General features: G+C 49.6%; 14 protein-coding genes and 1 other annotated feature. Of the genes, 5 read left to right on the top strand and 9 right to left on the bottom strand.

All coding sequences use genetic code 11. From position 1 onward, the window contains the following. The first annotated feature begins 136 nt into the window (after nucleotides 1–136). Complete coding sequence (grcA, locus tag UF06_RS07720; RefSeq protein ID WP_045569920.1) at nucleotides 137–514, top strand: autonomous glycyl radical cofactor GrcA; 378 nt, start codon at nucleotides 137–139, stop codon at nucleotides 512–514. Between the two features lie 118 nt (nucleotides 515–632). On the opposite strand, the gene thrC is transcribed toward grcA, so the two are convergent. Genes thrC through thrA form a run of 3 tightly spaced genes read right to left on the bottom strand, consistent with a single transcriptional unit; the run spans nucleotide 633 to nucleotide 5,344 of the window. Then, nucleotides 633–1,913, bottom strand: coding sequence for a threonine synthase (gene thrC, locus UF06_RS07715; RefSeq protein WP_045569919.1), 1,281 nt, complete (start codon nucleotides 1,911–1,913; stop codon nucleotides 633–635). Beyond that, nucleotides 1,910–2,866 carry a homoserine kinase gene (thrB, locus tag UF06_RS07710; protein ID WP_045569918.1) on the bottom strand — a complete coding sequence of 319 codons (957 nt, stop codon included), beginning with the start codon at nucleotides 2,864–2,866 and terminating at the stop codon, nucleotides 1,910–1,912. Before thrB ends, thrC begins: the two co-directional genes overlap by 4 nt. Nucleotides 2,867–2,884: 18 nt before the next feature. Next, nucleotides 2,885–5,344: a bifunctional aspartate kinase/homoserine dehydrogenase I gene (gene thrA, locus UF06_RS07705; protein WP_045569917.1), complete on the bottom strand. Its 2,460-nt coding sequence runs from the start codon at nucleotides 5,342–5,344 to the stop codon at nucleotides 2,885–2,887. A 30-nt stretch (nucleotides 5,345–5,374) separates the two neighbouring features. Then, nucleotides 5,375–5,495, bottom strand: a sequence feature (Thr leader region). Between the two features lie 312 nt (nucleotides 5,496–5,807). Between thrA and UF06_RS07700 the strand changes: the two genes are divergently transcribed. Further along, nucleotides 5,808–6,272 (top strand): hypothetical protein, encoded by a 465-nt coding sequence (locus UF06_RS07700; protein ID WP_045569916.1) that lies wholly within the window; start codon nucleotides 5,808–5,810, stop codon nucleotides 6,270–6,272. Here UF06_RS07700 and UF06_RS07695 read toward each other — a convergent pair. Then, nucleotides 6,269–6,751 carry a putative 4-hydroxy-4-methyl-2-oxoglutarate aldolase gene (locus UF06_RS07695; RefSeq protein WP_045569915.1) on the bottom strand — a complete coding sequence of 161 codons (483 nt, stop codon included), beginning with the start codon at nucleotides 6,749–6,751 and terminating at the stop codon, nucleotides 6,269–6,271. The two genes, UF06_RS07700 and UF06_RS07695, sit on opposite strands and share 4 nt — an antisense overlap. 38 nt (nucleotides 6,752–6,789) lie before the next feature. Next, a complete protein-coding gene (locus tag UF06_RS07690; protein ID WP_226972774.1) occupies nucleotides 6,790–7,269 on the bottom strand; it encodes a DUF3293 domain-containing protein in 480 nt (159 codons plus the stop codon). Nucleotides 7,270–7,571: 302 nt separating this feature from the next. Between UF06_RS07690 and arcA the strand changes: the two genes are divergently transcribed. Beyond that, on the top strand, nucleotides 7,572–8,288 hold the full coding sequence (gene arcA / locus UF06_RS07685) for a two-component system response regulator ArcA (RefSeq protein WP_045569914.1): 717 nt from the start codon (nucleotides 7,572–7,574) through the stop codon (nucleotides 8,286–8,288). Between the two features lie 59 nt (nucleotides 8,289–8,347). Here the strand turns inward: arcA and UF06_RS07680 are convergent, their stop codons facing one another. The 4 genes from UF06_RS07680 to UF06_RS07665 all read right to left on the bottom strand — a co-directional run bounded on the left by UF06_RS07680 (nucleotide 8,348) and on the right by UF06_RS07665 (nucleotide 14,096). Next, the gene (locus UF06_RS07680; RefSeq protein WP_045569913.1) at nucleotides 8,348–8,797 is read right to left on the bottom strand and encodes a hypothetical protein; all 450 of its coding nucleotides are present in this window, start codon (nucleotides 8,795–8,797) and stop codon (nucleotides 8,348–8,350) included. Next, the gene (gene arcB / locus UF06_RS07675) at nucleotides 8,794–11,142 is read right to left on the bottom strand and encodes an aerobic respiration two-component sensor histidine kinase ArcB (protein ID WP_045569912.1); all 2,349 of its coding nucleotides are present in this window, start codon (nucleotides 11,140–11,142) and stop codon (nucleotides 8,794–8,796) included. Before arcB ends, UF06_RS07680 begins: the two co-directional genes overlap by 4 nt. Before the next feature lie 172 nt (nucleotides 11,143–11,314). Beyond that, the gene (locus UF06_RS07670; protein ID WP_045569911.1) at nucleotides 11,315–13,099 is read right to left on the bottom strand and encodes a diguanylate cyclase; all 1,785 of its coding nucleotides are present in this window, start codon (nucleotides 13,097–13,099) and stop codon (nucleotides 11,315–11,317) included. A gap of 52 nt (nucleotides 13,100–13,151) precedes the next feature. Further along, nucleotides 13,152–14,096 (bottom strand): TIGR01212 family radical SAM protein, encoded by a 945-nt coding sequence (locus UF06_RS07665; protein ID WP_045569910.1) that lies wholly within the window; start codon nucleotides 14,094–14,096, stop codon nucleotides 13,152–13,154. Nucleotides 14,097–14,643: 547 nt separating this feature from the next. On the opposite strand from UF06_RS07665, the gene gltB reads away from it, so the two are divergent. Continuing rightward, nucleotides 14,644–19,182 carry a glutamate synthase large subunit gene (gltB, locus tag UF06_RS07660; protein WP_045569909.1) on the top strand — a complete coding sequence of 1,513 codons (4,539 nt, stop codon included), beginning with the start codon at nucleotides 14,644–14,646 and terminating at the stop codon, nucleotides 19,180–19,182. Further along, nucleotides 19,183–20,655 carry a glutamate synthase subunit beta gene (locus UF06_RS07655; RefSeq protein ID WP_045569908.1) on the top strand — a complete coding sequence of 491 codons (1,473 nt, stop codon included), beginning with the start codon at nucleotides 19,183–19,185 and terminating at the stop codon, nucleotides 20,653–20,655. Nucleotides 20,656–20,993: the final 338 nt, after the last annotated feature.

Below are 20,993 nucleotides of genomic sequence, written 5' to 3'. Positions count from 1 at the left end.
TGATAAATTTAATGTTTTTAGTTGTTTTTTGACTTAAATCAATACTAGAATAATGGTTATTAGCTATATAATTAGCAGCTCGACAAAATTTGAAAATAAACACCATAACACCACCTGCGTGGACTAGGAGATAGTGATGATCCAAGGTATCCAAATTACTAAAGCGGCAAACGACAGCCTACTGAACTCTATCTGGCTTTTGGACAGTGAAAAGAACGAAGCGCGTTGTGTGGCTGCGCTATCTGGCTATCAAGCCGATCAAGTTGTGGCGCTCAACGAACTGGGTGAATTCGAAAGCCGTGAAGTGGCTATTGAAGCGGCACCGCGCATCGAAGGGGGTCAACACCTCAACGTCAACGTACTAAAACGTGAAACGCTAGAAGATGCAGTCGCTCACCCAGAAAAATACCCACAGTTGACCATTCGCGTATCTGGCTACGCTGTACGTTTCAACTCTTTGACTCAAGAGCAGCAACGCGACGTGATCGCTCGTACTTTTACTGAGTCGCTCTAATCACAACATTACCATTTACTTTAACGGCGCTCTTTGAGCGCCGTTTGTTTTTAGCTGGCAATCTGGCAATAAAAAAGGCGGAGTCAACTCCGCCTTTGCTATTTCATTTTTGGCTCACCTACTGAACTTGACGCAGTACCACTTTCAACGCATCAAAGTCGGCTTCCAACTCCTGAGACAGTAACGTCATCTGCGCATGTTTAGCCAATGGTGCTGGCAACTCAATATCAGTGCCCAAAATATCATCCACCACTTCTTTAAACTTGGCAGGATGCGCTGTACACAAGAACAAACCTGTTTCACCCGCTTGCAGTTGCTCTTCAAGCACACGGTAAGCAATTGCGCCATGTGGTTCACACAGATAGCCTAATTGATAAAGTTCGCGTACAGATTGCGCGCTTTGCGCATCACTGACCGCTCCTTTCCCCAGCGTTTCGAGTCCCCACTCTTTCACGCGGCAAAGCTCTTCAATGCGTGGCCAGTTGTTCGGTTGGCTCACGTCCATGGCATTTGAAGTCGTTGCAACGGTCGGCTTAGGATCCCACTGACCTGTCTCGAGATAACGCGGCACAGTGTCATTAGCATTGGTCGCGGCGATAAAGCGTTTAACCGGCAAACCGAGTGCTTTCGCCAACAGACCAGCGGTCAGGTTGCCAAAGTTACCGCTCGGGACTGAAATCACCAGGTTCTCACGCTCTGATTTGCTCATTTGCGCCGCCGCTTCAAAATAGTAGCAAATTTGCGCCATCAAACGGCTGATGTTGATTGAGTTCGCAGAGTTCAAACCAATTTCTTCACGCAACGCAGCATCATCGAATGCCTGTTTGACCAGCGCCTGACACGCATCAAAATCACCATGAACCGCAACCGTATGGATATTTTTACCTAGAGTACAGAACAGCTTTTCTTGCAGCGGGCTGATTTTTCCCTTTGGATAGAGGATCACTACGTTGATATCTTCCATACCATAGAAGGCATGGGCAACCGCCGCTCCTGTATCACCCGACGTCGCGGTCAAAATAGTGATTTTGCCACCATTGGAAACAGCAACAAGTGACTGCGCCATAAAGCGGCCACCGAAATCTTTGAACGCCAGTGTCGGGCCGTGGAAAAGTTCTAGGGCATAGACACCCGGCTTAACTTGTGCAATCGGCGCAGGAAATTGGAACGCCGCATCCACCATCGCGCTCACTTGCTGCGCAGAAAGCTCATCACCAATCAACGCTGAGAGAATTTTGCTGCTACGGGCAACAAATCCTTCTTCTAGCAGTGCGTCAATATCGGCAAACTGAGGCAATTCAGCGGGAAAAAATAGACCTTGATTGCGGCCTAAACCTTGGCGAACGGCTTGGCCAAAGGAGACTTGTTGTTGATTTTCTTTGATGTTGTACAGCTTCATAGCTCACTTCCTGTCACGACCGAACCTTGTTTGTTCAAACGGCAAACATGGACGAATCCTTCTTCATTTTGTACGTAATTTTGTTCAAGCCAGCGAGCAACGCGCTCCGCGACCTCTTTCTCTTTGCAAATGCTAAATAGGGTTGGGCCACTGCCCGAGATGCCCGTCGTCAATGCACCGGCAGACGCGGCGTATTTGCGCGCATCAGCAAACCCTGGCAGCAGTCTCTCACGATACGGTTCTGCGATCACGTCTTTGATCAGCTTCGCCGCTAACTCTGGCTGGTTAGAGTGACAAGCGTGGATGAAACCGGCGAGATGGCGGCCGTGCGCAATAATGTCTTGTCGGCGATATTGTGATGGCAAAATAGCGCGCGCTTCCGCGGTCGAGACTTTGATCCCCGGATAAGCCATCACCCAATACCAATCGTCAAAACAGGGGACTTCTTGGCTGATGATACCGAGCTCTTCAAGCATCAATTGCAATCCGCCCAAGTAGCAAGGCGCAACGTTATCGTAGTGCACGCCACCAGAGATTTCCCCTTCCATTTCGCCCATCAGAGCCAGCAACTCGGTTTCATCGAGCGGGTTAGCATGGAATTGGTTGAGTGCATCTAGCGCTGCAACAATCGAACAGGCGCTGGAACCAAGCCCAGAACCGATTGGCATGTTCTTTTCTAAGGTCATTTCGACCGATTTTAAAGCCACACCTTTTTTGTCTAACTCACGAGCGAACACGCGCCAACAGTGGTAAACAATATTTTCTTTGGCATCGGCGGGCAACTTAGCGACAAAGCGACCTGCCGTTTTAAGTGCAAATGGCTCGCTGCCTTGCTTCACCATCACTCGATCACCTAACAGAGTGCCATCAATGGGGGACACCGCCGCCCCCAACACGTCAAAACCAACGCTGACATTACCGATAGAAGCAGGAGCGTAAACGACTACCCCCATATCACTTGAACTCATTGATTAAACCCCTAATTTCCAGCCGAGTGTACGCATTACGTCCGAGAACACGCCGGCCGCAGTCACCTGAGTACCCGCGCCGTAACCACGTAAGACTAATGGAATTGGTTGATAGTAGCGGCTGTAGAAAGCCAGTGCGTTCTCACCATCTTTGATCTTGAACATAGGATCGTTTTCGTCCACCGCCGCGATAGACACTTTGCATTTGCCATCAATGATTTCGCCAACGTAACGCAGCACTTTCCCTTCTTGCGTGGCTTGCGCGAGTTGCTGCTTAAAGTAGGCGTCCGCTTCAGGTAAGCGAGCCATAAACTCTTCAACACTGCCTGAATCATCGAAGCCAGGTGGCAATGCCTGATCCACTTCCACATCTTCCAGCTCCAGTGACATGCCCGCTTCGCGTGCAAGGATCAACAGCTTGCGCGCAACATCCATACCCGAGAGATCATCACGCGGATCGGGTTCAGTAAAGCCGTTTTGCTTCGCAATGTAGGTCGCTTCACTTAAGCTCATCCCTTCGTCCAATTTGCCGAAGATAAATGAGAGTGAGCCAGACAAGATCCCGGTAAAACGTTCCAACTCATCCCCTGCCGAAATCAGGTTTTGCAAGTTTTCAATCACCGGAAGGCCTGCGCCAACGGTTGTCTCATACATCAACTTGCGGCGCGAGCTTCGCGCGACATCGCGCAATTGGTGATAATACGCCATGCTCGCTGTGTTAGCCTTTTTATTCGGCGTGACCACATGGAAACCCGCAGCGAGAAACTCGGTATATTGGTTCGCGATGGCTTCACTGGAAGTACAGTCCACCAGCACAGGGTTGATAATATGGTTGCGCTGTACGGTAGCGATCAGACGCGGCAAGCTAAACTCTTCGGTCGCATTTTTGATGCGATCGCGCCAGTTATCCAGTGGCAAGCCATTACTGTCTAACAGCAGGCCTTTGCTATTGGCAAGGCCACAGACACGAATCACGATCCCTTTATCCGCGAGTTTTGCCTGCTGGCGATGGATCTGATCGACCAGTTCACCGCCGACACCGCCGACACCAACCACAAACACATCTAAGAAGTGCTTGGAATTAAAAAGATTCTCGTGGCAGGCTTTAATCGCCTCGGAAATTTTATCTTCCGGAATAACCGCAGAAATTGCGCGTTCAGAGGAACCTTGCGCAATCGCAATGATGTTCACGTTCACTTCCGCCAGCGAAGCAAAAAACTGTGACGCTACGCCTTTGGAAGTGCGCATGCCATCACCCACCAAGGTAATAATGGCGACATCACTGAGAAACTCGACAGGCTCAAGCAAGCCATCTTTTAACTCGAGCTCAAATTCATCGGCGAGGGCTTGAGCGGCAGTGGCTTTATCTGCCGCTTCGATACAAAAACTGATGCTGTATTCAGAAGAAGATTGGGTAATCAGGACTATCGATACACCGGAAGCAGACATCGCGCCAAACACCCGGCTGGCCATGCCGACCATGCCTTTCATGCCAGGACCGGAAACGTTAACCATGGTCAAATTGTTGAGCGTGGTAATGCCTTTAATCGCCAGTTTATCTTCGCCAGTATCTTGGCCGATGAGCGTGCCTGCCCCTTGAGGATTGAAGCTGTTTTTGATCAAGCAAGGAATATGGAACTGCGCGATAGGTGCAATGGTTTTCGGATGCAACACAGAAGCGCCAAAGTAAGAGAGCTCCATCGCTTCTTGATAGCTGAGCGATTTGAGTAACCGAGCATCTTCAACCAATCGTGGGTCGCAGTTGTAGACGCCATCAACATCCGTCCAGATTTCACAGCAATCCGCGCGCAAACATGCCGCGAGCACCGCCGCCGAGTAGTCAGAACCGTTACGGCCAAGCGTGACCAACTCACCTTGTTTGTTGCCCGCGGTAAAGCCCGGCATGATGTGCACATGGCCCGCAGGTAGCGGCTTGTTACGGAAATTTTGCGTGGAGATGTCGACATCAACCATCCCTTCAAGATGGTCGCCTTTCGCCAAAAGATATTCTACCGGGTCAATCAAGTTAACCGCATGACCTTTAGCCGCAAGAACCGCCTTCATCAATTGAATAGATACACGCTCACCTTTACTAATAATGCGGGCGTTCACATTATCAGGACACATCCCCAATAGGCTAATGCCATGTACAAACTGACGTAGCTGAGAAAGCGAACTGGCCACTTGGCCGAGGTAGTCTGCGCCATTGATGGCAGGGATTTGTTGTTTAATATCATCAAACAACTGGTGGAATGATTCTTCTACCTCTGCGATTTGCCGCTCCGCTTCACCGTGTTTTAACGCCGACTCAATGATAGCGACTAATTTGTTGGTTGTTTTTCCCGGTGCTGATAAAACAACGGAAACCTCTTCTTGTTTTGCATTATTGGCAATGATATCTGCCGCCCTTAAGAAGCGCTCAGCATCGGCTAACGATGAGCCGCCAAACTTCAATACTCGCATCCCTTCCTCCCGGATCATTTTTAAACTGTATAAAAAAAGGCCTGTATCTTGTTGGATACAGGCCTTTTTTTGGAATTTCTTTCGTTCAGCAGCCTGCCCCAACATGTGTGATGTCGGTAATAATAATGGTGGTGGTCATTACTGATTGGCTGTTAAATGTCATAGATAACTATTCATTGTGATTGTGTGTTTGCTTAGCTCTACGTTTACCGTAGTTTCTGTACTGCCGTCAATAAAAAGTTCAATTTTTTTAATCTCACTCTCTTTGCTATGAGAAAAAGGCATAAAGCCATTTGTGTAAATCACATGCCTATCTCGATAGTTTGAAGCTGGCTGCAAAAATGAACTTTGGACGGGCTATAATCTCAGACAATCGCGCGACAAAAAGTACGCCCAATGTCAGGTTGTGTGCTTTAATCAAAGATACGCCAGAATAAGAAAAAGAAACACAAGGAGTAGTGGTATGAAAAACATGCTGGTTTTGCTGCTGTTGCTTTTGTGTGGCCAAGTAACTGCCAACCCGCTTCCTTCTCTCGCGCCCAGCAAGCTCTCACCCCATAAATTGTTTTTCTCCAGTGAAACTCAGCCAGAAGAAAACTTTGATGTGTGGAATATAGATGGCGGTTACGCCTATCAAGTCTTTGAATCGGTCGATCTTTACGTCGGTGCTCGTGTTAATAACTCCCAACTCAACAACCAAAGCGGCTTCCTTAGCGGCGTAAGTTATAAGATTAACGAACATTTTACCTTAAAGAGTACCCTACGTTCGTTCAAAGTCAGCCCTGAAGATGGCCAACCAGACACCACAGGTTTCGCGGCCGAAGTGTCAAGCCGCGTCAAGATTACCGAATCGTTGGATTTGCATGCCACTCTTGACTATCAGGAGTGGCAGCAAGGGATTGAAGTGGGTATCGGCTTTCGCTTTTAAATCTCAAGCGCTTGTTTAGAGATTAAAATTCCATTCCAGTCTGCGTAAATGTACTCTTTGGGTTGCACGATTTGGTTGAGCATCATCAGGGTCACATTCACCTCTCCAGCTCCGCGTTTCTCCGTTTTAAATGGAGAGGTTCCTAGCGCTTTGACGCCAAGAGACATCTGCGCCATCTGCGCCACATCTCTGACTGCGCCGAAGACAATCACGCCTTCCCAATTATTTTCAATCGCCAAGATGGCAAGTTGATCGCCAAGCAACGCTTTCAGGCAGGAACCATGTCCGTCGACGACCAGGACTTTGCCTTTACCATCCTGAATAAGCATCTCGCGCACCTTCGAGTTATCGTGGTAACAGCGTACTGTCACGATCTCTCCAAAAAACGCCGTTTTTTGACCGTAATTCTGCAAAGGAAGATTGAGTAGCCTTACTTTATCTTCAAACTTATCGCAGATGTCCGGAGTAATGTCGTTCATAAATCCTCCTTGATAATTTTATGACAGAAACAGAACGTTTATCGTAGGCGAGAAGCGATGCTGCCCAACGACTGTTTTGTTTCATCGGCAAAACAAGAAACTAAAAATAACTCTTTATTCTCGATGTAATAAATGGCGTTTTGTTGAAACTCTTTCGCTATGTCCAAGGCTAGACGCATATCCACTTTTACCGCAAAGCTTGCTTCGCTCCAGGTCAAATCTTGGTTGCCGACCAACATTGGGCAATAGTCCAGGTCCATTAATCTCTCTTTCAGACGCTGATTATTTATGCAATTTTGCTCATTTGACAATAGTACACTTCCTGGGTTCCATGCGGTAATAATCGCGTAGTTGCCCTCTGTCCAACTCTGGGCAAAAGCGAAGAATGAGTCTGAATATGCATGCCATAATTGAGCATCTACAACTGTTTCGACAATTTTTATCATAAGTTTCGAACGATTAATAATTGTTACATTTAGCCAATTGATATAAATCAACAAAGTGAATGGAATTAACATTTGAGCATTGTTAGCATGCTGTTAACATTATAGAATCCGCTCAAAAGAACAGGGTTGTTTACCTTTCCATATCTGCTTTGCCTGTCACTGTGGGTCTTGAAAGGTAAACAAACCCTATAGAATAATCCAGTAGCAGTCGGATGCTGCTTACTTTTGGCGAGAACTCAAGGAAGGCACGTAACTGAAAGAAGTGTTTTTTTGATCACTTTGCTTTATTATCAAAATCACATTACCTGTATGTTATGTTTTTGCCTAGAATTTATTCTATTAGTACAATTTTGTCACAAATTTAGGTACCGCCAATGCAAACCCCGCAGATTCTTATCGTTGAAGATGAGCAAGTAACTCGTAACACTCTTAAGAGTATTTTTGAAGCAGAGGGATATGCTGTATTTGAAGCCAGCAATGGTGATGAGATGCACCAAATGCTGTCAGAAAATAACGTTAATCTAGTGATAATGGACATCAACTTACCAGGTAAAAACGGCCTTCTTCTGGCTCGAGAATTGCGTGAGCAAGCAGATGTGGCACTAATGTTTTTGACTGGTCGTGATAACGAAGTCGACAAAATTCTCGGCCTAGAAATCGGTGCAGACGACTACATCACCAAACCATTCAACCCTCGTGAACTGACTATTCGTGCGCGCAATTTGCTCGGTCGCTCAATGACCAATAGCATCGTGCACGAAGAGAAGCGTTCAGTGGAAAAATATGAGTTTAACGGTTGGGTATTAGACATCAACAGCCGCTCACTGATCAGCCCACTGGGTGATGGTTACAAACTGCCACGCTCTGAATTCCGTGCGTTGCTGCACTTCTGTGAGAACCCGGGCAAGATCCAAACCCGAGCCGATCTGCTTAAGAAGATGACCGGACGTGAGCTCAAGCCGCATGATAGAACGGTTGATGTGACCATTCGTCGTATCCGTAAGCACTTTGAGTCCATATCAGGTACGCCAGAGATCATCGCCACCATTCACGGTGAAGGCTACCGTTTTTGTGGTGATTTAGACGCTTAAATATCAATGTGATATAAAAAAAGGTTGGCGTGGTGCCAACCTTTTTTGTTTGCGTCAGTTTAGTAGACCTTATCAATAGCCACTTTGCGCTCAACGAGCCACAAGATCGTCGCTTGATTCTCGAGCTGCAAAGCGATATCAACGGGTTGCTCAATGTCGAACTCACCCTGCCAGTTAAACGCCACTTCCCACTGATTTTCGCTGTGGGTTCGCACTTCAAGTTCGCTTTCACTTAGATTCCACTGCTGTTCACCCTGTTTGATGGTCAGGAGATTTACGGTCAAATTGGCGGGCAACTCACCATTGGAAGAGAGATAGAGTGACCCGTGCAAACTTTGCGCCTCTTGTTCTCCAACCATCGGCATTTGGTTAACCCACAGTGTGCTTTTCAGTTCGATCACGCTTTGGTTTACCGTGACTTGGTTGTCTTGCTGCCAACTGATCGCAGGTTGTGTAGAACATCCGGCCAGTAGAGCCAGAGAAAGTGTCGCTAGAGCCCATCGTTTCATTTCATTCCCCTTTGTTCTAACCAGCTTTTCAGGATCACAATATCATGTTGATATTCATTTTTGATCTCTTCCACCCAATCACCGATATTCTCCCACCAAGCTGGCATATCCGGAGATTGCGCTTTTTGCGCCACGCTTTGAATTCGCTTCAAACCAATCGAACCCGCGGCACCTTTAATTTTATGTGTCTCTGAGACAATCCCTGACTGATCTTTGGCAATCATGTTGAGATCCAGCAAGTCCAAATAACCTGGCATCATCTCGGCAAACATTTGAATACTGTCCAACACTGGGGTGGGACCAACAATATCGACATACGATTCGAGCATATCAATGTCCAACACTTGGGTTTCTAGACCATGCGTCTGCGCGTCGACTTCAAGAGCTTCAGTAGCACGCGGCATGGGCTCCGGCTCAGTGAGGATCAATTTGCTGATCACCTCCTGCATCGCTTTCACCGCTAAAGGCTTACTCATCGCGTCGTCCATGCCTTTCTCTAAATACTCGCGTTTATCTTTCAACAGATTGGCCGTCAGTGCGACCAACGGCGGCAAATTCTGATAATGGGTGCGATAGTAGTGAGCCACATCAAAACCAGTCATATCAGGCAGTTGAATATCGAGCAGTACTAAATCGTATTCTTGTGGTTTGAAACGCTCAATCGCCTCTTCTCCGGTCATCGCAACCGTGACCTGATGGCCAAGACTTTCCAACAGCGAGCGCGCGACCGTCACATTGAGCGCGATATCTTCCACCATAAAAATGTTCAAACTCAGTTGCGCTTCAACCTCCGCCTCAATGGTTTGGCCTTCGACCACGGGCACCTTGATGGTCAGGGTAAAGGTGCTACCAAACCCCTCTTCGCTGGTCACCGTGATATCGCCATCCATCATGTTGATCAGTTGACGCGAGACTGCCAAGCCGATGCCCGTGCCAACAGCATGCAGGTTGTCTTTGCCCGATTTGACCTGATAATACATGGCAAAAATCTTATCCAGCTCTGCTTCTGGGATACCAATCCCGGTGTCTTCCACTTCAATGATAATCGACGCGTGTGCCTCTTCAACCTCTGCGCTCACCGTCATCACCACCCCGCCCTCTTTGGTGAATTTCATCGCATTACTGACCAGATTCCAAATCACTTGGCGCAGGCGAGTGGCATCAACCTCGACCATTTTAGGCAGCTCACTGAGACGTTCTAAGTCAAAACGCAATCCCTTTTGTTCTGCCATCAACGCGGCGATGTTCTCGATTTCGACCACAAAATCTTCAAAATCGAGCGGCTCAGGGAACAGCTCTAATTTGCGCCGATCAAACTTATCCATGTCGATAATGTCGTTAAAAATATTGCCTAGAGTGATAGCACTGACATTGATGGTTTGCATGTATTTACGCTGCTCATCCGTTAAGGTCGTATCGAGCAACATACGGCTTAAACCGACGATGCCGTTGAGCGGTGTACGCAGTTCATGACTGACGGTAGAAATAAAGGTGGTTTTGTCGCGGCTGGCTTTTTCCAACGACTCTTCATGGCGTTTACGGTCAGTAATGTCACGGCCAAACCCCATCAAACCCAAGTGACGACCATCTTTGCTGTAAAAAGGCACTTTACGCAGTTCAAAGTAGTGCTTGCGCCCATCAGGGTATTCAAGCCACTGCTCGTAGGTGAGCGCACGGTTATTGGCAAACACTTTTTGGTCGGTGTCGACAATTTGCTGCGCGACTTCTTTGCTGTAGACATCCCACGGGCTCAAGCCGACCAGTTGATGCTCTTTTTTCCCGGTTAACTCTTCCATTGCGCGGTTACAGCCCGAAAATACCCCATCGGCGTTGCGATAGTAGATAAGATCCGGAGAGGCATCGATAAACGAGCGCAGTAACGCCGTTCGCTCGGCAAGTTCTAATTGGGTTCGCTCGCGCTGAAAGACTTCGTTTTCCAGATCTTTCATCGCCTCTTCACGCGCTTCTTCCGCTTTGATCCGCTCTTCGATTTCTTGGTTAAGCTGCTCGATGTTTTGCTGCAACTGCACATTCAGCTCTTGGTCTCGCGAGCGCATGTCTTTCAGCTTTGAGACGAGTTTGGATAATCGCTGCCGAGACTCTTCCAGTTGATCGACCACCACCGAAAGAAAATAGACCGCCCAAGGGGTGATCACTAAGCCAAAAAAGACCGAGCGGACGATATCGATGTCATCCACGCTCCCTTTCAGCGCCAGCGTAATTCCCACTTGCACCACCACGGCCAATGCCACCAATGCCAGCGCGAGCAAAATGGAGAAACGGACGATGCCCAGCTTGACTAACAAATCGACGTAGTACTGGGCAAGATTTTTCATGGGTTTCATCTAAAGCTCCAAAGCGTGAGTGGCCATTGCGATAGCCGCCGAACTCGGCACCGACACCCACGGGATGGGGCGAGGTGTCGAACGGTGGAAGGTTAGTGTAGCGTGTTTGACTCTAGCGGTTAAGCCATTGAATTGACAACTCGTGTGACAAAACGGGCATTATTAGGGAAAGTTAACCTTTCGCACTCTGCTGCTGGGACACTTCATCGGCGGTGAGCGAAACCGGATGGACGCAAGTACGGTTTCGGCCATCGGATTTGGCTTGGTACAAGGCGCTGTCGGCCAAGGTCACGCCCATTTCGGGCAAATCTTCAGGTTTAGGAATATAGGAGACCAACCCGAGGCTAACGGTGATCCGCTGCGCGACTTTCGAGCCAAGGTGCTCAATCGCCAGTTGAGCAATGCAGACATGTATTTTTTCCGCGACTTTTAGCGCCCCTTCGGTGGTGGTATTGGGCAATATGAACGCAAACTCTTCACCGCCATAACGCGCCACGCAATCCGATGAGCGGCTGATCACTTGGGAGAACACCTCGGCAACTTGAGTCAAGGCGTGATCGCCCAGTTGGTGGCCGTAGCGATCATTAAACTCTTTGAAGAAGTCGATATCACACAACATGATCGCCAAAGGCAGTTTTTCGCGCGCATGGTGATGCCACAACGTGTTTAGCTGCTCATCAAAGCGGCGACGGTTGGCAACTTTGGTCAAGCTGTCCATAAAGCTCAGTTTTTCGAGCTCTTGATTCGCCGCTTCCAATTTTTGCTCCGCCAGATAACGCTCTGAGATATCCCTTGCCATGATCAGCACTCCGTTGGTGCCCGAGGCGGGATCGCGAAATGGCGACTTCACCACATCAAACCAAGAATAGTCGCCGCTACTGTTGAGAATTTTGTCCAGGTAACGCAGCGATTTACCTTCATGCAACACTTGGCTGTCGGTCGCCGACAAGCGCTGGTACATTTCGCCAGGAATGACATCTTGCAGCCTTTTACCTATTAGGTCAGAAACTTCAGCAATGCCCAGCGCATTGACAAACGGCTTGTTGCACGCCTGATAGACCATGTTTTCATTGAAGATGCCAATCGAGTCTGGGCTGGCTTCGAGGATGTTCTGCAAAATGGTATCGCGCTGAGCCAGCGCCACTTCGGTGTCTTTGCGCCGCTCCATTTCATCACGCAGATTCTGCTGCATTTTATGCCACTCTGTCACATCGTGGCTGATGCTCAGCGACCCGAGCAGTTCCCCTTGTTTACTCATCAAAAGGCTCTGGTTTACTTCCAGCAAACAACTGCGCCCTTGCGGTTCGGTCGTCCAACGACGTTCACTGCGCCGCCCTTTGAGCTGTCCTGCAACAGGCTCGATCGACTCTTCACGCCGTCCCTGCCAAAACTGCTCAAAAGCACGGTTAGTGGCTAAAATTCGCCCATCAGGATCGCGCAGACAAATCAGTTCCGACAAGGAGTCTAACGCGGATTTTGCCATTCGCAGCGCTTCCAATTCGCTTTGCTGCCCGCCGTCATTCGTTGCCACCGCGCCCACATGCAATAGCCAACAAAAACGGTGGTGATAGTGGACTTTGCGACCGCTCAAGGCTATCTGTAAACTTTCATTGTCAGACAAACGCCAAGTAAAAGTGAGATGCGAGAACTGCCGCCCAGAGAGTGAGTTGAGCGTTTGTGCTATGTCTGACGTGGATGAAGCGGAGGGGAAGAAGTAGCAACGATTAAGCTGGCGAATGCCCAGAAGCTGCATCGCCGCCGTATTGGCCAAAAGGATCTTGTTTTGCGCAAGATCAACCAGCAGTACTGGAGAAAGCGCGTCCAGCACCAACGAATCGAGATCTTTTTGAAAACGCATCATCACGGCCTTAACCAGCACCAATAGCAGGACGGCGCCAAGGAGAATAAGGCCATAATGTTGTGCTCCGTCCCGAAGCGCGCTGAACAGCTGATCCATCTTTGCTACCTGATTTTTAACGCTGTTTGCAAATATATCAGCAAATAAGCGGTTATTCCGCTTTTAATTGGGGTTTTGTAAACCGGAAAGGACGCTCAAGTGCGCTGCCTTGCGCCCCCTGTTGCGCTAATGCCTTGCCAATTTCCGTCATCGCGAGCCAGCGATTTTCACACCACAATGGGGAGAGCAAGGTCGGACGCCGCGCCGCAGAAGACACGCGATGATAAACGATTTCCGGCGGGGTATGACGGATCAGATCGCACGCAATCGCCACATACTCTTCTAAGCTCGGCGCCTCCAATTTGCCTGCACGCCACGCTTTCGCCATGGTGCTCCCCTCAACAATATGCAAACCATGCAGTTTGATCCCATCTGTCCCCGTGGTGATCACTTTATCGAGCGTCAAGCGGTTCTCTTGCCCGCTCTCTTTTGGCAAACCAACAATCAAATGCGTACACACTTTGATACCCAGCGCACGGGCACGGCGGGTGATCTCGGCATAGCAGGCAAAGTCGTGACCACGGTTGATGCGTTTGAGCGTCTGATCGTTCGCCGTCTGCAAGCCCAGTTCGAGCCAAATTTCAAATCCCTGCTGCACATAGCCTGCAAGCAAATCCAGCACCGCATCGGGCACGCAATCCGGGCGCGTTCCCACACACAAACCAACAATATCCGCCGCTTTCAGCGCTTCTTCATACATCTTCTTCAATACCTGCACTTCCGCATAAGTGCTGGTATAGGCTTGGAAATACGCTAAGTAGCGTTTGGCGCGATGCACTTCGCCAGCTCGCTCACTAAGTTGCAACTGAATGCTCTTGATTTGTGCCTGCTCATCGGCAAACGAGGCGACATTGCAGAATGTGCAGCCGCCGCGACCAATCGTCCCATCACGGTTCGGGCAACTAAAGCCACCATGCAACGTCAGCTTGTGGACTTTCTCCCCATAACGACGCTGCAAGTCCTGACCTAGAGTGTTCACCAGTTGATGTAATTGCATTGAACTCACCCAATCTAAAGCGGAATCAATCTTAATTCGATTTATGTAATTTAATTACACATTCGCAAGAAAAAACACAGCATGCTAGCGAATTCAAACACCCCATTCACTGGTAAAAATCAATAAACCTGCATAATTAAAGACAAAAAACGCGCATGTTGCATAAATGTTAAACTAAAAATGCATTTTTAAACGATTTTTTTGGGCTGCAACCAAGACTTTTCGTTGCATTGGCTAGTCACAAAATTGTAGGATACTTACACATAACCGTCATTTTTGTGACTTTAATTACAAGATGAAACACGGATTATGTCGGTGATGCCCCACTCCAACCTATATAAATCACTATAAAGTGACCAATAAAACCGGGATATCACCAAGGATTGTTTTTCCCACAACATGATTCCTGTGGGATGCGGAAAGGACTCAAAACCAGCTTCCCTTGCTGGTTGCGACTCAGAACTATAAAGGACGGATGCTCAATCACTATTTATGCAGTGTTTTCTGCATGGGTTGTTGCATCAATTAGAACTGGAAGGAAGTATCTATGGTAGATAGAGAGCAAAGTTCGCAGGGTTTGTATACTCCAGAACTGGAGCATGACGCCTGTGGTATTGGTTTTGTTGCTCACCTGAAAAACCGTAAGTCTCACCAAGTGGTCACACAGGCTCTTGAGATGCTGGCAAGAATGGAGCACCGCGGCGGCCAAGGTTGTGATCCATGCAGTGGTGACGGCGCGGGTATTCTGCTGCAAAAACCTCATGAATTTCTTTTAGAAGAAGCGGTTAAGCTTGGACTCAAGCTGCCTTCTTTTGAAAAATACGGTGTCGGGGTGGTGTTGTTCCCGAAAGACGAGTACAAGCGTGAACAGTGTCGCGATATTTTACAGCGCAATGCCAAGCGTCTCGATCTCGACATTTTAGGCTACCGTGTCTTACCGACCGACAACTCGATGATCGGCGCTGATCCACTTAGCACAGAGCCTCAATTTGAGCACGTTTTTATCTCGGGTGGCCCGGGCTGCACACCGGAAGAGTTGGAGCGTAAACTGTACGTGCTGCGTAACTACACGGTGCGCGTCTGTCTAGAAAGCGTCTCGAACATCGGCGATGATTTTTACATCAACTCGATGTCATACAAGACACTGGTTTACAAAGGCCAACTGACCACAGAGCAGGTTCCTCAGTACTTTTTGGATCTGCAAAACCCAACCATGGTGACGGCGCTCGCTCTGGTTCACTCGCGTTTCTCTACCAATACTTTCCCGAAATGGCGCCTTGCGCAGCCTTTCCGCTACATCGCTCACAACGGCGAGATCAACACGGTTCGCGGCAACCTGAACTGGATGAAAGCGCGTGAAGCGATCCTAGAATCCAAGCTATTCACTCAAGCCGAAATCGACATGCTGTTGCCTGTGTGCCAAGAAGGCGCATCGGATTCGGCCAACTTCGATATGGTGCTGGAGCTTTTGGTACTCTCTGGCCGCAGCTTGCCACACGCATTGATGATGATGATCCCAGAAGCGTGGCAGGAAAACAAAGCCATGGATGCGAAACGCCGCGCTTTTTACCAATACCACGCCAACATTATGGAACCGTGGGATGGCCCTGCGTCTGTCTGCTTCACCGACGGTGTTCAGGTGGGTGCGACGCTCGATCGTAACGGCCTTCGCCCGTCTCGCTATACCGTGACCAAAGACAACATGCTGATCATGGCGTCAGAGTCTGGCGTAGTCGAAGTGCCTGCGGAAAACGTCGAGTACCGTGGCCGCTTGCAGCCAGGGCGCATCTTTGTCGCCGATCTCGAACAGGGTCGCATCATTTCAGATGAAGAAGTGAAAGACTCCATCGCCAACGCGCAGCCTTATGAGCAGTGGGTACAAGACAACCTGCTGAGCTTAAAATCGCTGCCAGATGCCGACAACGTTCACAGCCAACCTTCACCAGAGCGTCTGCTGCATCGCCAACAAGCCTTCGGCATCAGCGCGGAAGAAGTAAACGAAATCATTCTGCCGCTGGCACAAACAGGTTACGAGCCGCTGGGTTCGATGGGTGCTGACTGGCCAGTAGCGATTTTGTCGCACCAATCGCAGCATCTTGCCAACTACTTTAAGCAGTTGTTTGCTCAGGTGACCAACCCGCCGATCGACCCGATCCGCGAACGTATGGTGATGTCGCTCAATACCTACATAGGTAAAGATCAGAACCTATTGGCGGAATCGCCAGTTCATTGCCGTAAAGTGGAATTGGAATCGCCCGTTATCTCCAACGCCGAGCTGGAAAAGCTGCGCGCAATTGACAACGAGCATCTACAAGCCAAAACGCTGGATATCGTTTTCCAAGCCAGTGAAGATGCGGGCAAACTGGAGCGCGCGCTAAAGCGTATTTGCCAGTACGCCGAAGATGCGGTCATCGACGGTTACTCAATTATCTTGCTGACAGACCGCGCGGTAAACTCCAACCACGCCGCCATCCCTGCCATGCTGGCGGTAGGCGCTGTGCATCATCACCTGATCCGTAAAGGCCTGCGTGCCAAATGCGGTATCGTGGTCGAGACTGGTGATGCGCGTGAAACGCACCACTTCGCCACACTGGTCGGCTACGGTGCCAATGCGGTGAACCCATATCTGGTCACCGAAACCATCGTTGATCTGCAACGTCGTAAAAAGCTGGATGCCAGCGTGTCGGTTGAGCAGTACTTCAACAACTACCGCAAGGGTGTCAACGGCGGCCTGCTGAAAATCTTCTCTAAGATGGGCATCTCCACGCTGCAGTCTTACCACGGCGCGCAGATCTTCGAAGCGCTTGGCATCAGCAAAGCGGTGGTCGATAAATACTTCACCGGAACCGTCACCCGTATTCAAGGCTTGACGCTCGATGACATCGCCAAAGAAGTCTTGGTGCGTCATCGTGTTGGTTACCCAACTCGTGAAATCCCAGTCCAGATGTTGGATGTTGGCGGCGTGTATCAGTGGAAACAGCGTGGCGAAAAACACCTGTTCAACCCTGAAACCATTCATTTGCTGCAACATTCAACGCGCAACAAAGACTTCCAAGAATTCAAGAAGTACGCCGCTGCGGTCGATAGTCAAGGCGACAAAGCGGTCACGCTGCGCAGCCAACTTGATTTTGTCAAAAATCCCGCCGGCTCTATTCCGATTGAAGAAGTGGAACCGATTGAGAGCATCGTTAAACGCTTCGCCACAGGGGCGATGTCGTTTGGTTCGATCTCTTACGAAGCGCACTCGACTCTTGCCGTTGCCATGAACCGCCTTGGCGCGAAATCCAACTCGGGTGAAGGCGGTGAAGATCCGCTCCGTTTTGAACCGAGAGAGAATGGCGATTCTGAGCGTTCAGCCATCAAGCAGGTTGCTTCTGGCCGCTTTGGCGTCACCTCTTACTATCTGACCAACTCAGATGAAATCCAGATCAAGATGGCGCAAGGCGCGAAACCGGGTGAAGGTGGTCAGTTGCCTGGCGATAAAGTCGATGATTGGATCGGCGCAACGCGTCACTCCACTCCGGGAGTGGGCCTGATTTCGCCACCGCCACACCACGACATCTACTCGATTGAAGACTTAGCCCAGCTGATCTTTGACCTGAAAAACGCCAACCGTAAAGGTCGCGTCAACGTCAAATTGGTCTCTGAAGCGGGGGTTGGCACCATCGCCTCGGGCGTTGCGAAAGCCAAGGCCGATGTGGTGCTAATTGCTGGCCACGATGGCGGTACGGGCGCATCACCAATCTCTTCGATTCGTCACACCGGTCTGCCGTGGGAACTTGGCCTAGCTGAGACGCACCAAACGCTGCTGAAAAACGGCCTGCGTAACCGTATCGTGGTGCAAGCCGATGGTCAGATGAAAACCCCACGCGACATCGCGATTGCCACTCTATTGGGTGCCGAAGAGTGGGGTGTTGCGACCGCTGCTCTGGTAGTGGAAGGCTGTATCATGATGCGTAAGTGTCATAAGAACACCTGCCCAGTCGGCATTGCCACGCAAAACAAAACGCTGCGTGAGCGTTTCGACGGCCGCGTGGATGACGTCGTGACCTTCTTCCAGTACATGGCGCAGGGCCTGCGTGAAATCATGGCGGAACTTGGCTTTCGCACCATAGCAGAGATGGTCGGCCAAGCGCATAAACTGAAAGTGCGCGACAACGTTGCTCACTGGAAGTACAAAAACTTGGATCTTTCTCCTGTGCTGTTCCTTGAGCAGCCACGCGAGCAAGACGGCATCTACTGTCAAACTCAGCAGAACCATCACTTGGAAGCGGTACTGGATCGCCAACTGATCAAAGTAGCGCAACCTGCGCTGGAATACGGCCAAGCGGTACAAGCCGAGTTTCCGATCATCAACACCGACCGCTCGGTTGGCACCATGCTGTCGAACGAAATCTCCAAAGTGTATAAAGATCAAGGCTTACCACAGCCGATGCAGGTTAAGTTCACTGGCAGTGCGGGTCAGTCTTTCGGCGCATTCCTTGCGAAAGGAGTGAAGTTTGAGGTGGAAGGCGATGCCAACGACTACTGGGGTAAAGGCTTGTCGGGCGGCACATTGGTGCTCTACCCTGACGCCAACTCCACGCTCGTCGCAGAAGACAACATTATTGTCGGTAACGTCTGTTTCTACGGTGCGACGTCTGGCGAATCTTACATTCGCGGCTTAGCGGGTGAACGTTTCTGTGTGCGTAACTCCGGCGCGAAAGTGGTGGTTGAAGGCGTCGGTGACCACGGCTGTGAATACATGACCGGCGGTGTGGCGCTCATTCTTGGTTCAACCGGGCGCAACTTCGCCGCTGGCATGAGCGGTGGCGTGGCCTACGTTTGGGACAAATCGGGTGATTTTAACTCGAAACTCAACCCAGAATTGGTCGACTTAGACCCAATCGAACAAGAAGACAAAGACCTGCTAATGGAGATGCTGACCAAGCATGTTCAATTCACAGGAAGTGAAGTGGCTCAGTCTTTCCTTGATAACTTTGAAAGCAGCTTGAAATCCTTGGTGAAAGTGATGCCACGTGATTACAAAGCGGTGCTGAAAAAACGCAAGGCAGAGGCAGAACAACAAGAAGCGGAGGCCGTGTAAATGGGTAAGCCTACTGGATTTTTAGAGTTTGGTCGTGAACTGCCGAAGAAAATTGACCCAGCAGTTCGTGTCCAAAACAACAAGGAATTTGTCCTAAACAACGATTTTGGTAAAAAAATCAACACACAAGCATCACGTTGTATGGATTGTGGCGTGCCGTTTTGTCATAACGGCTGCCCGATCGGTAACATCATCCCAGAATTTAATGACGCGGTGTACCGTGATAGCTGGGAAGAGGCGTGGCAGATCCTAAGTTCGACCAATAACTTCCCTGAGTTTACTGGTCGCGTCTGCCCTGCGCCGTGTGAAAGCGCCTGTGTGCTTGGTATCAACCAAGATCCGATCACCATTTGTAATATCGAAAAAACCATCGTGGAAACGGCGTATCGTGAAGGGTACGCCAAACCGAAAACCCCTCGTTCACGCACGGGGAAAAAAGTCGCGATCATCGGCTCTGGCCCGGCGGGCCTTGCCGCTGCCGAGCAGCTCAACAGTGCGGGCCATTTTGTCACCGTGTTTGAGCGCGACGAAAAGGTCGGTGGTTTGCTACGCTTTGGGATTCCCGATTTCAAACTGGGCATGGACATCATCGATCGTAAAATCGATTTGATGGCACAAGCTGGTGTTGAATTTAAAGTCAATCAACACGTTGGCGTTAACGTCAACGCACAGCAAATTCGCCAAGAGTACGATGTGGTGCTGCTGACTGGTGGCTCGACCGTGCCGCGCGATCTGCCCATCCCGGGGCGTGAGCTGAATGGCGTCTATTTTGCGATGCAGTTTTTGGCGCAAAACAATCGCCGCGCGAACAACATGGATCTCAAAGGGGAAGAGATCCACGCAGTTGGCAAACATGTGGTGGTGATCGGCGGTGGCGATACCGGCTCTGACTGTGTCGGCACCTCAAACCGTCACGGCGCGGCCAGCATCACGCAAGTGGAAATCATGCCGATGCCACCAGAAAAACGCCCTGCCAATATGCCTTGGCCGCAATATCCGATGATTCTGCGCACATCGACCTCGCATGAAGAGGGTTGTGAGCGCCATTGGAACATTTTGACCAAGGAATTTATCGGCAACGAGCAGGGGCAAGTCACTGGCCTGCGCCTCGCAGATATTGTGTGGAAAGAGGCCGCCCCAGGTGAGCGCCCTAGCTTTGAAGAAGTGGCAGGTAGCGAACGTGTGATCCCTTGTGACATGGCGTTTCTGGCTATGGGTTTCCTCCATCCAGAACCTCACGGCGTTCTTGCACAACTGAATGTGGCGCTTGATGAGCGCGGCAACGTCGCCACTCAAGATTTCCAGACCAATCAACCGGGCGTTTTTGCCGCCGGTGATATGCGTACTGGCCAATCTTTGGTGGTACGTTGTATCAACGAAGGGCGCGAAAGTGCTCGCGCTATCGATGCTTACCTCATGGGCAACACCAACTTAGAAGCCAAAGCCGATTCACTGATGCTCTCTGCTGGCTGATAAACCAACTGGTATCAGGCGGTGCACGCAAAACAGCTGCCTGATACCGGTAACCAATACGCAATCCTTCCAAACTTTTCTTATTGACCAGCATTTTATGCTGGTCTTTTTTCTGCCTACGAAATTCTTCATGTTGCAAAAATGTAACATCACAAAAACTATCTAATTGAATTTAAACATTTTATTTAGACCATTACATGGTAAATCCCGCGCTAACGTGATTTTTCACTAACAACTTGACCTTTTTCACAATAACCTATACGTTGTGAACTCAATGCAAAATAATGCATTACTTTTTGTTAAAATTTTCTAACAGTTTTGGTGCATTAATATACAAA

It is taken from the genome of Vibrio sp. S234-5, assembly GCF_000960595.1.
GTDB lineage: Bacteria > Pseudomonadota > Gammaproteobacteria > Enterobacterales > Vibrionaceae > Vibrio.
This window is presented reverse-complemented; position numbering and strand designations above follow the sequence as displayed.

What these genes read in the sequence shown, in the direction of transcription:
- UF06_RS07665 (WP_045569910.1), bottom strand. Translation starts at nt 14,096, where the DNA reads ATGCAATTACATCAACTGGTGAACACTCTAGGTCAGGACTTGCAGCGT.
- arcB (WP_045569912.1), bottom strand. Translation starts at nt 11,142, where the DNA reads ATGAAACCCATGAAAAATCTTGCCCAGTACTACGTCGATTTGTTAGTC.
- thrC (WP_045569919.1), bottom strand. Translation starts at nt 1,913, where the DNA reads ATGAAGCTGTACAACATCAAAGAAAATCAACAACAAGTCTCCTTTGGC.
- UF06_RS07680 (WP_045569913.1), bottom strand. Translation starts at nt 8,797, where the DNA reads ATGAAACGATGGGCTCTAGCGACACTTTCTCTGGCTCTACTGGCCGGA.
- thrA (WP_045569917.1), bottom strand. Translation starts at nt 5,344, where the DNA reads ATGCGAGTATTGAAGTTTGGCGGCTCATCGTTAGCCGATGCTGAGCGC.
- gltB (WP_045569909.1), top strand. Translation starts at nt 14,644, where the DNA reads ATGGTAGATAGAGAGCAAAGTTCGCAGGGTTTGTATACTCCAGAACTG.
- UF06_RS07670 (WP_045569911.1), bottom strand. Translation starts at nt 13,099, where the DNA reads ATGGATCAGCTGTTCAGCGCGCTTCGGGACGGAGCACAACATTATGGC.
- UF06_RS07700 (WP_045569916.1), top strand. Translation starts at nt 5,808, where the DNA reads ATGAAAAACATGCTGGTTTTGCTGCTGTTGCTTTTGTGTGGCCAAGTA.
- UF06_RS07655 (WP_045569908.1), top strand. Translation starts at nt 19,183, where the DNA reads ATGGGTAAGCCTACTGGATTTTTAGAGTTTGGTCGTGAACTGCCGAAG.
- UF06_RS07690 (WP_226972774.1), bottom strand. Translation starts at nt 7,269, where the DNA reads ATGTTAATTCCATTCACTTTGTTGATTTATATCAATTGGCTAAATGTA.
- grcA (WP_045569920.1), top strand. Translation starts at nt 137, where the DNA reads ATGATCCAAGGTATCCAAATTACTAAAGCGGCAAACGACAGCCTACTG.
- arcA (WP_045569914.1), top strand. Translation starts at nt 7,572, where the DNA reads ATGCAAACCCCGCAGATTCTTATCGTTGAAGATGAGCAAGTAACTCGT.
- UF06_RS07695 (WP_045569915.1), bottom strand. Translation starts at nt 6,751, where the DNA reads ATGAACGACATTACTCCGGACATCTGCGATAAGTTTGAAGATAAAGTA.
- thrB (WP_045569918.1), bottom strand. Translation starts at nt 2,866, where the DNA reads ATGGGGGTAGTCGTTTACGCTCCTGCTTCTATCGGTAATGTCAGCGTT.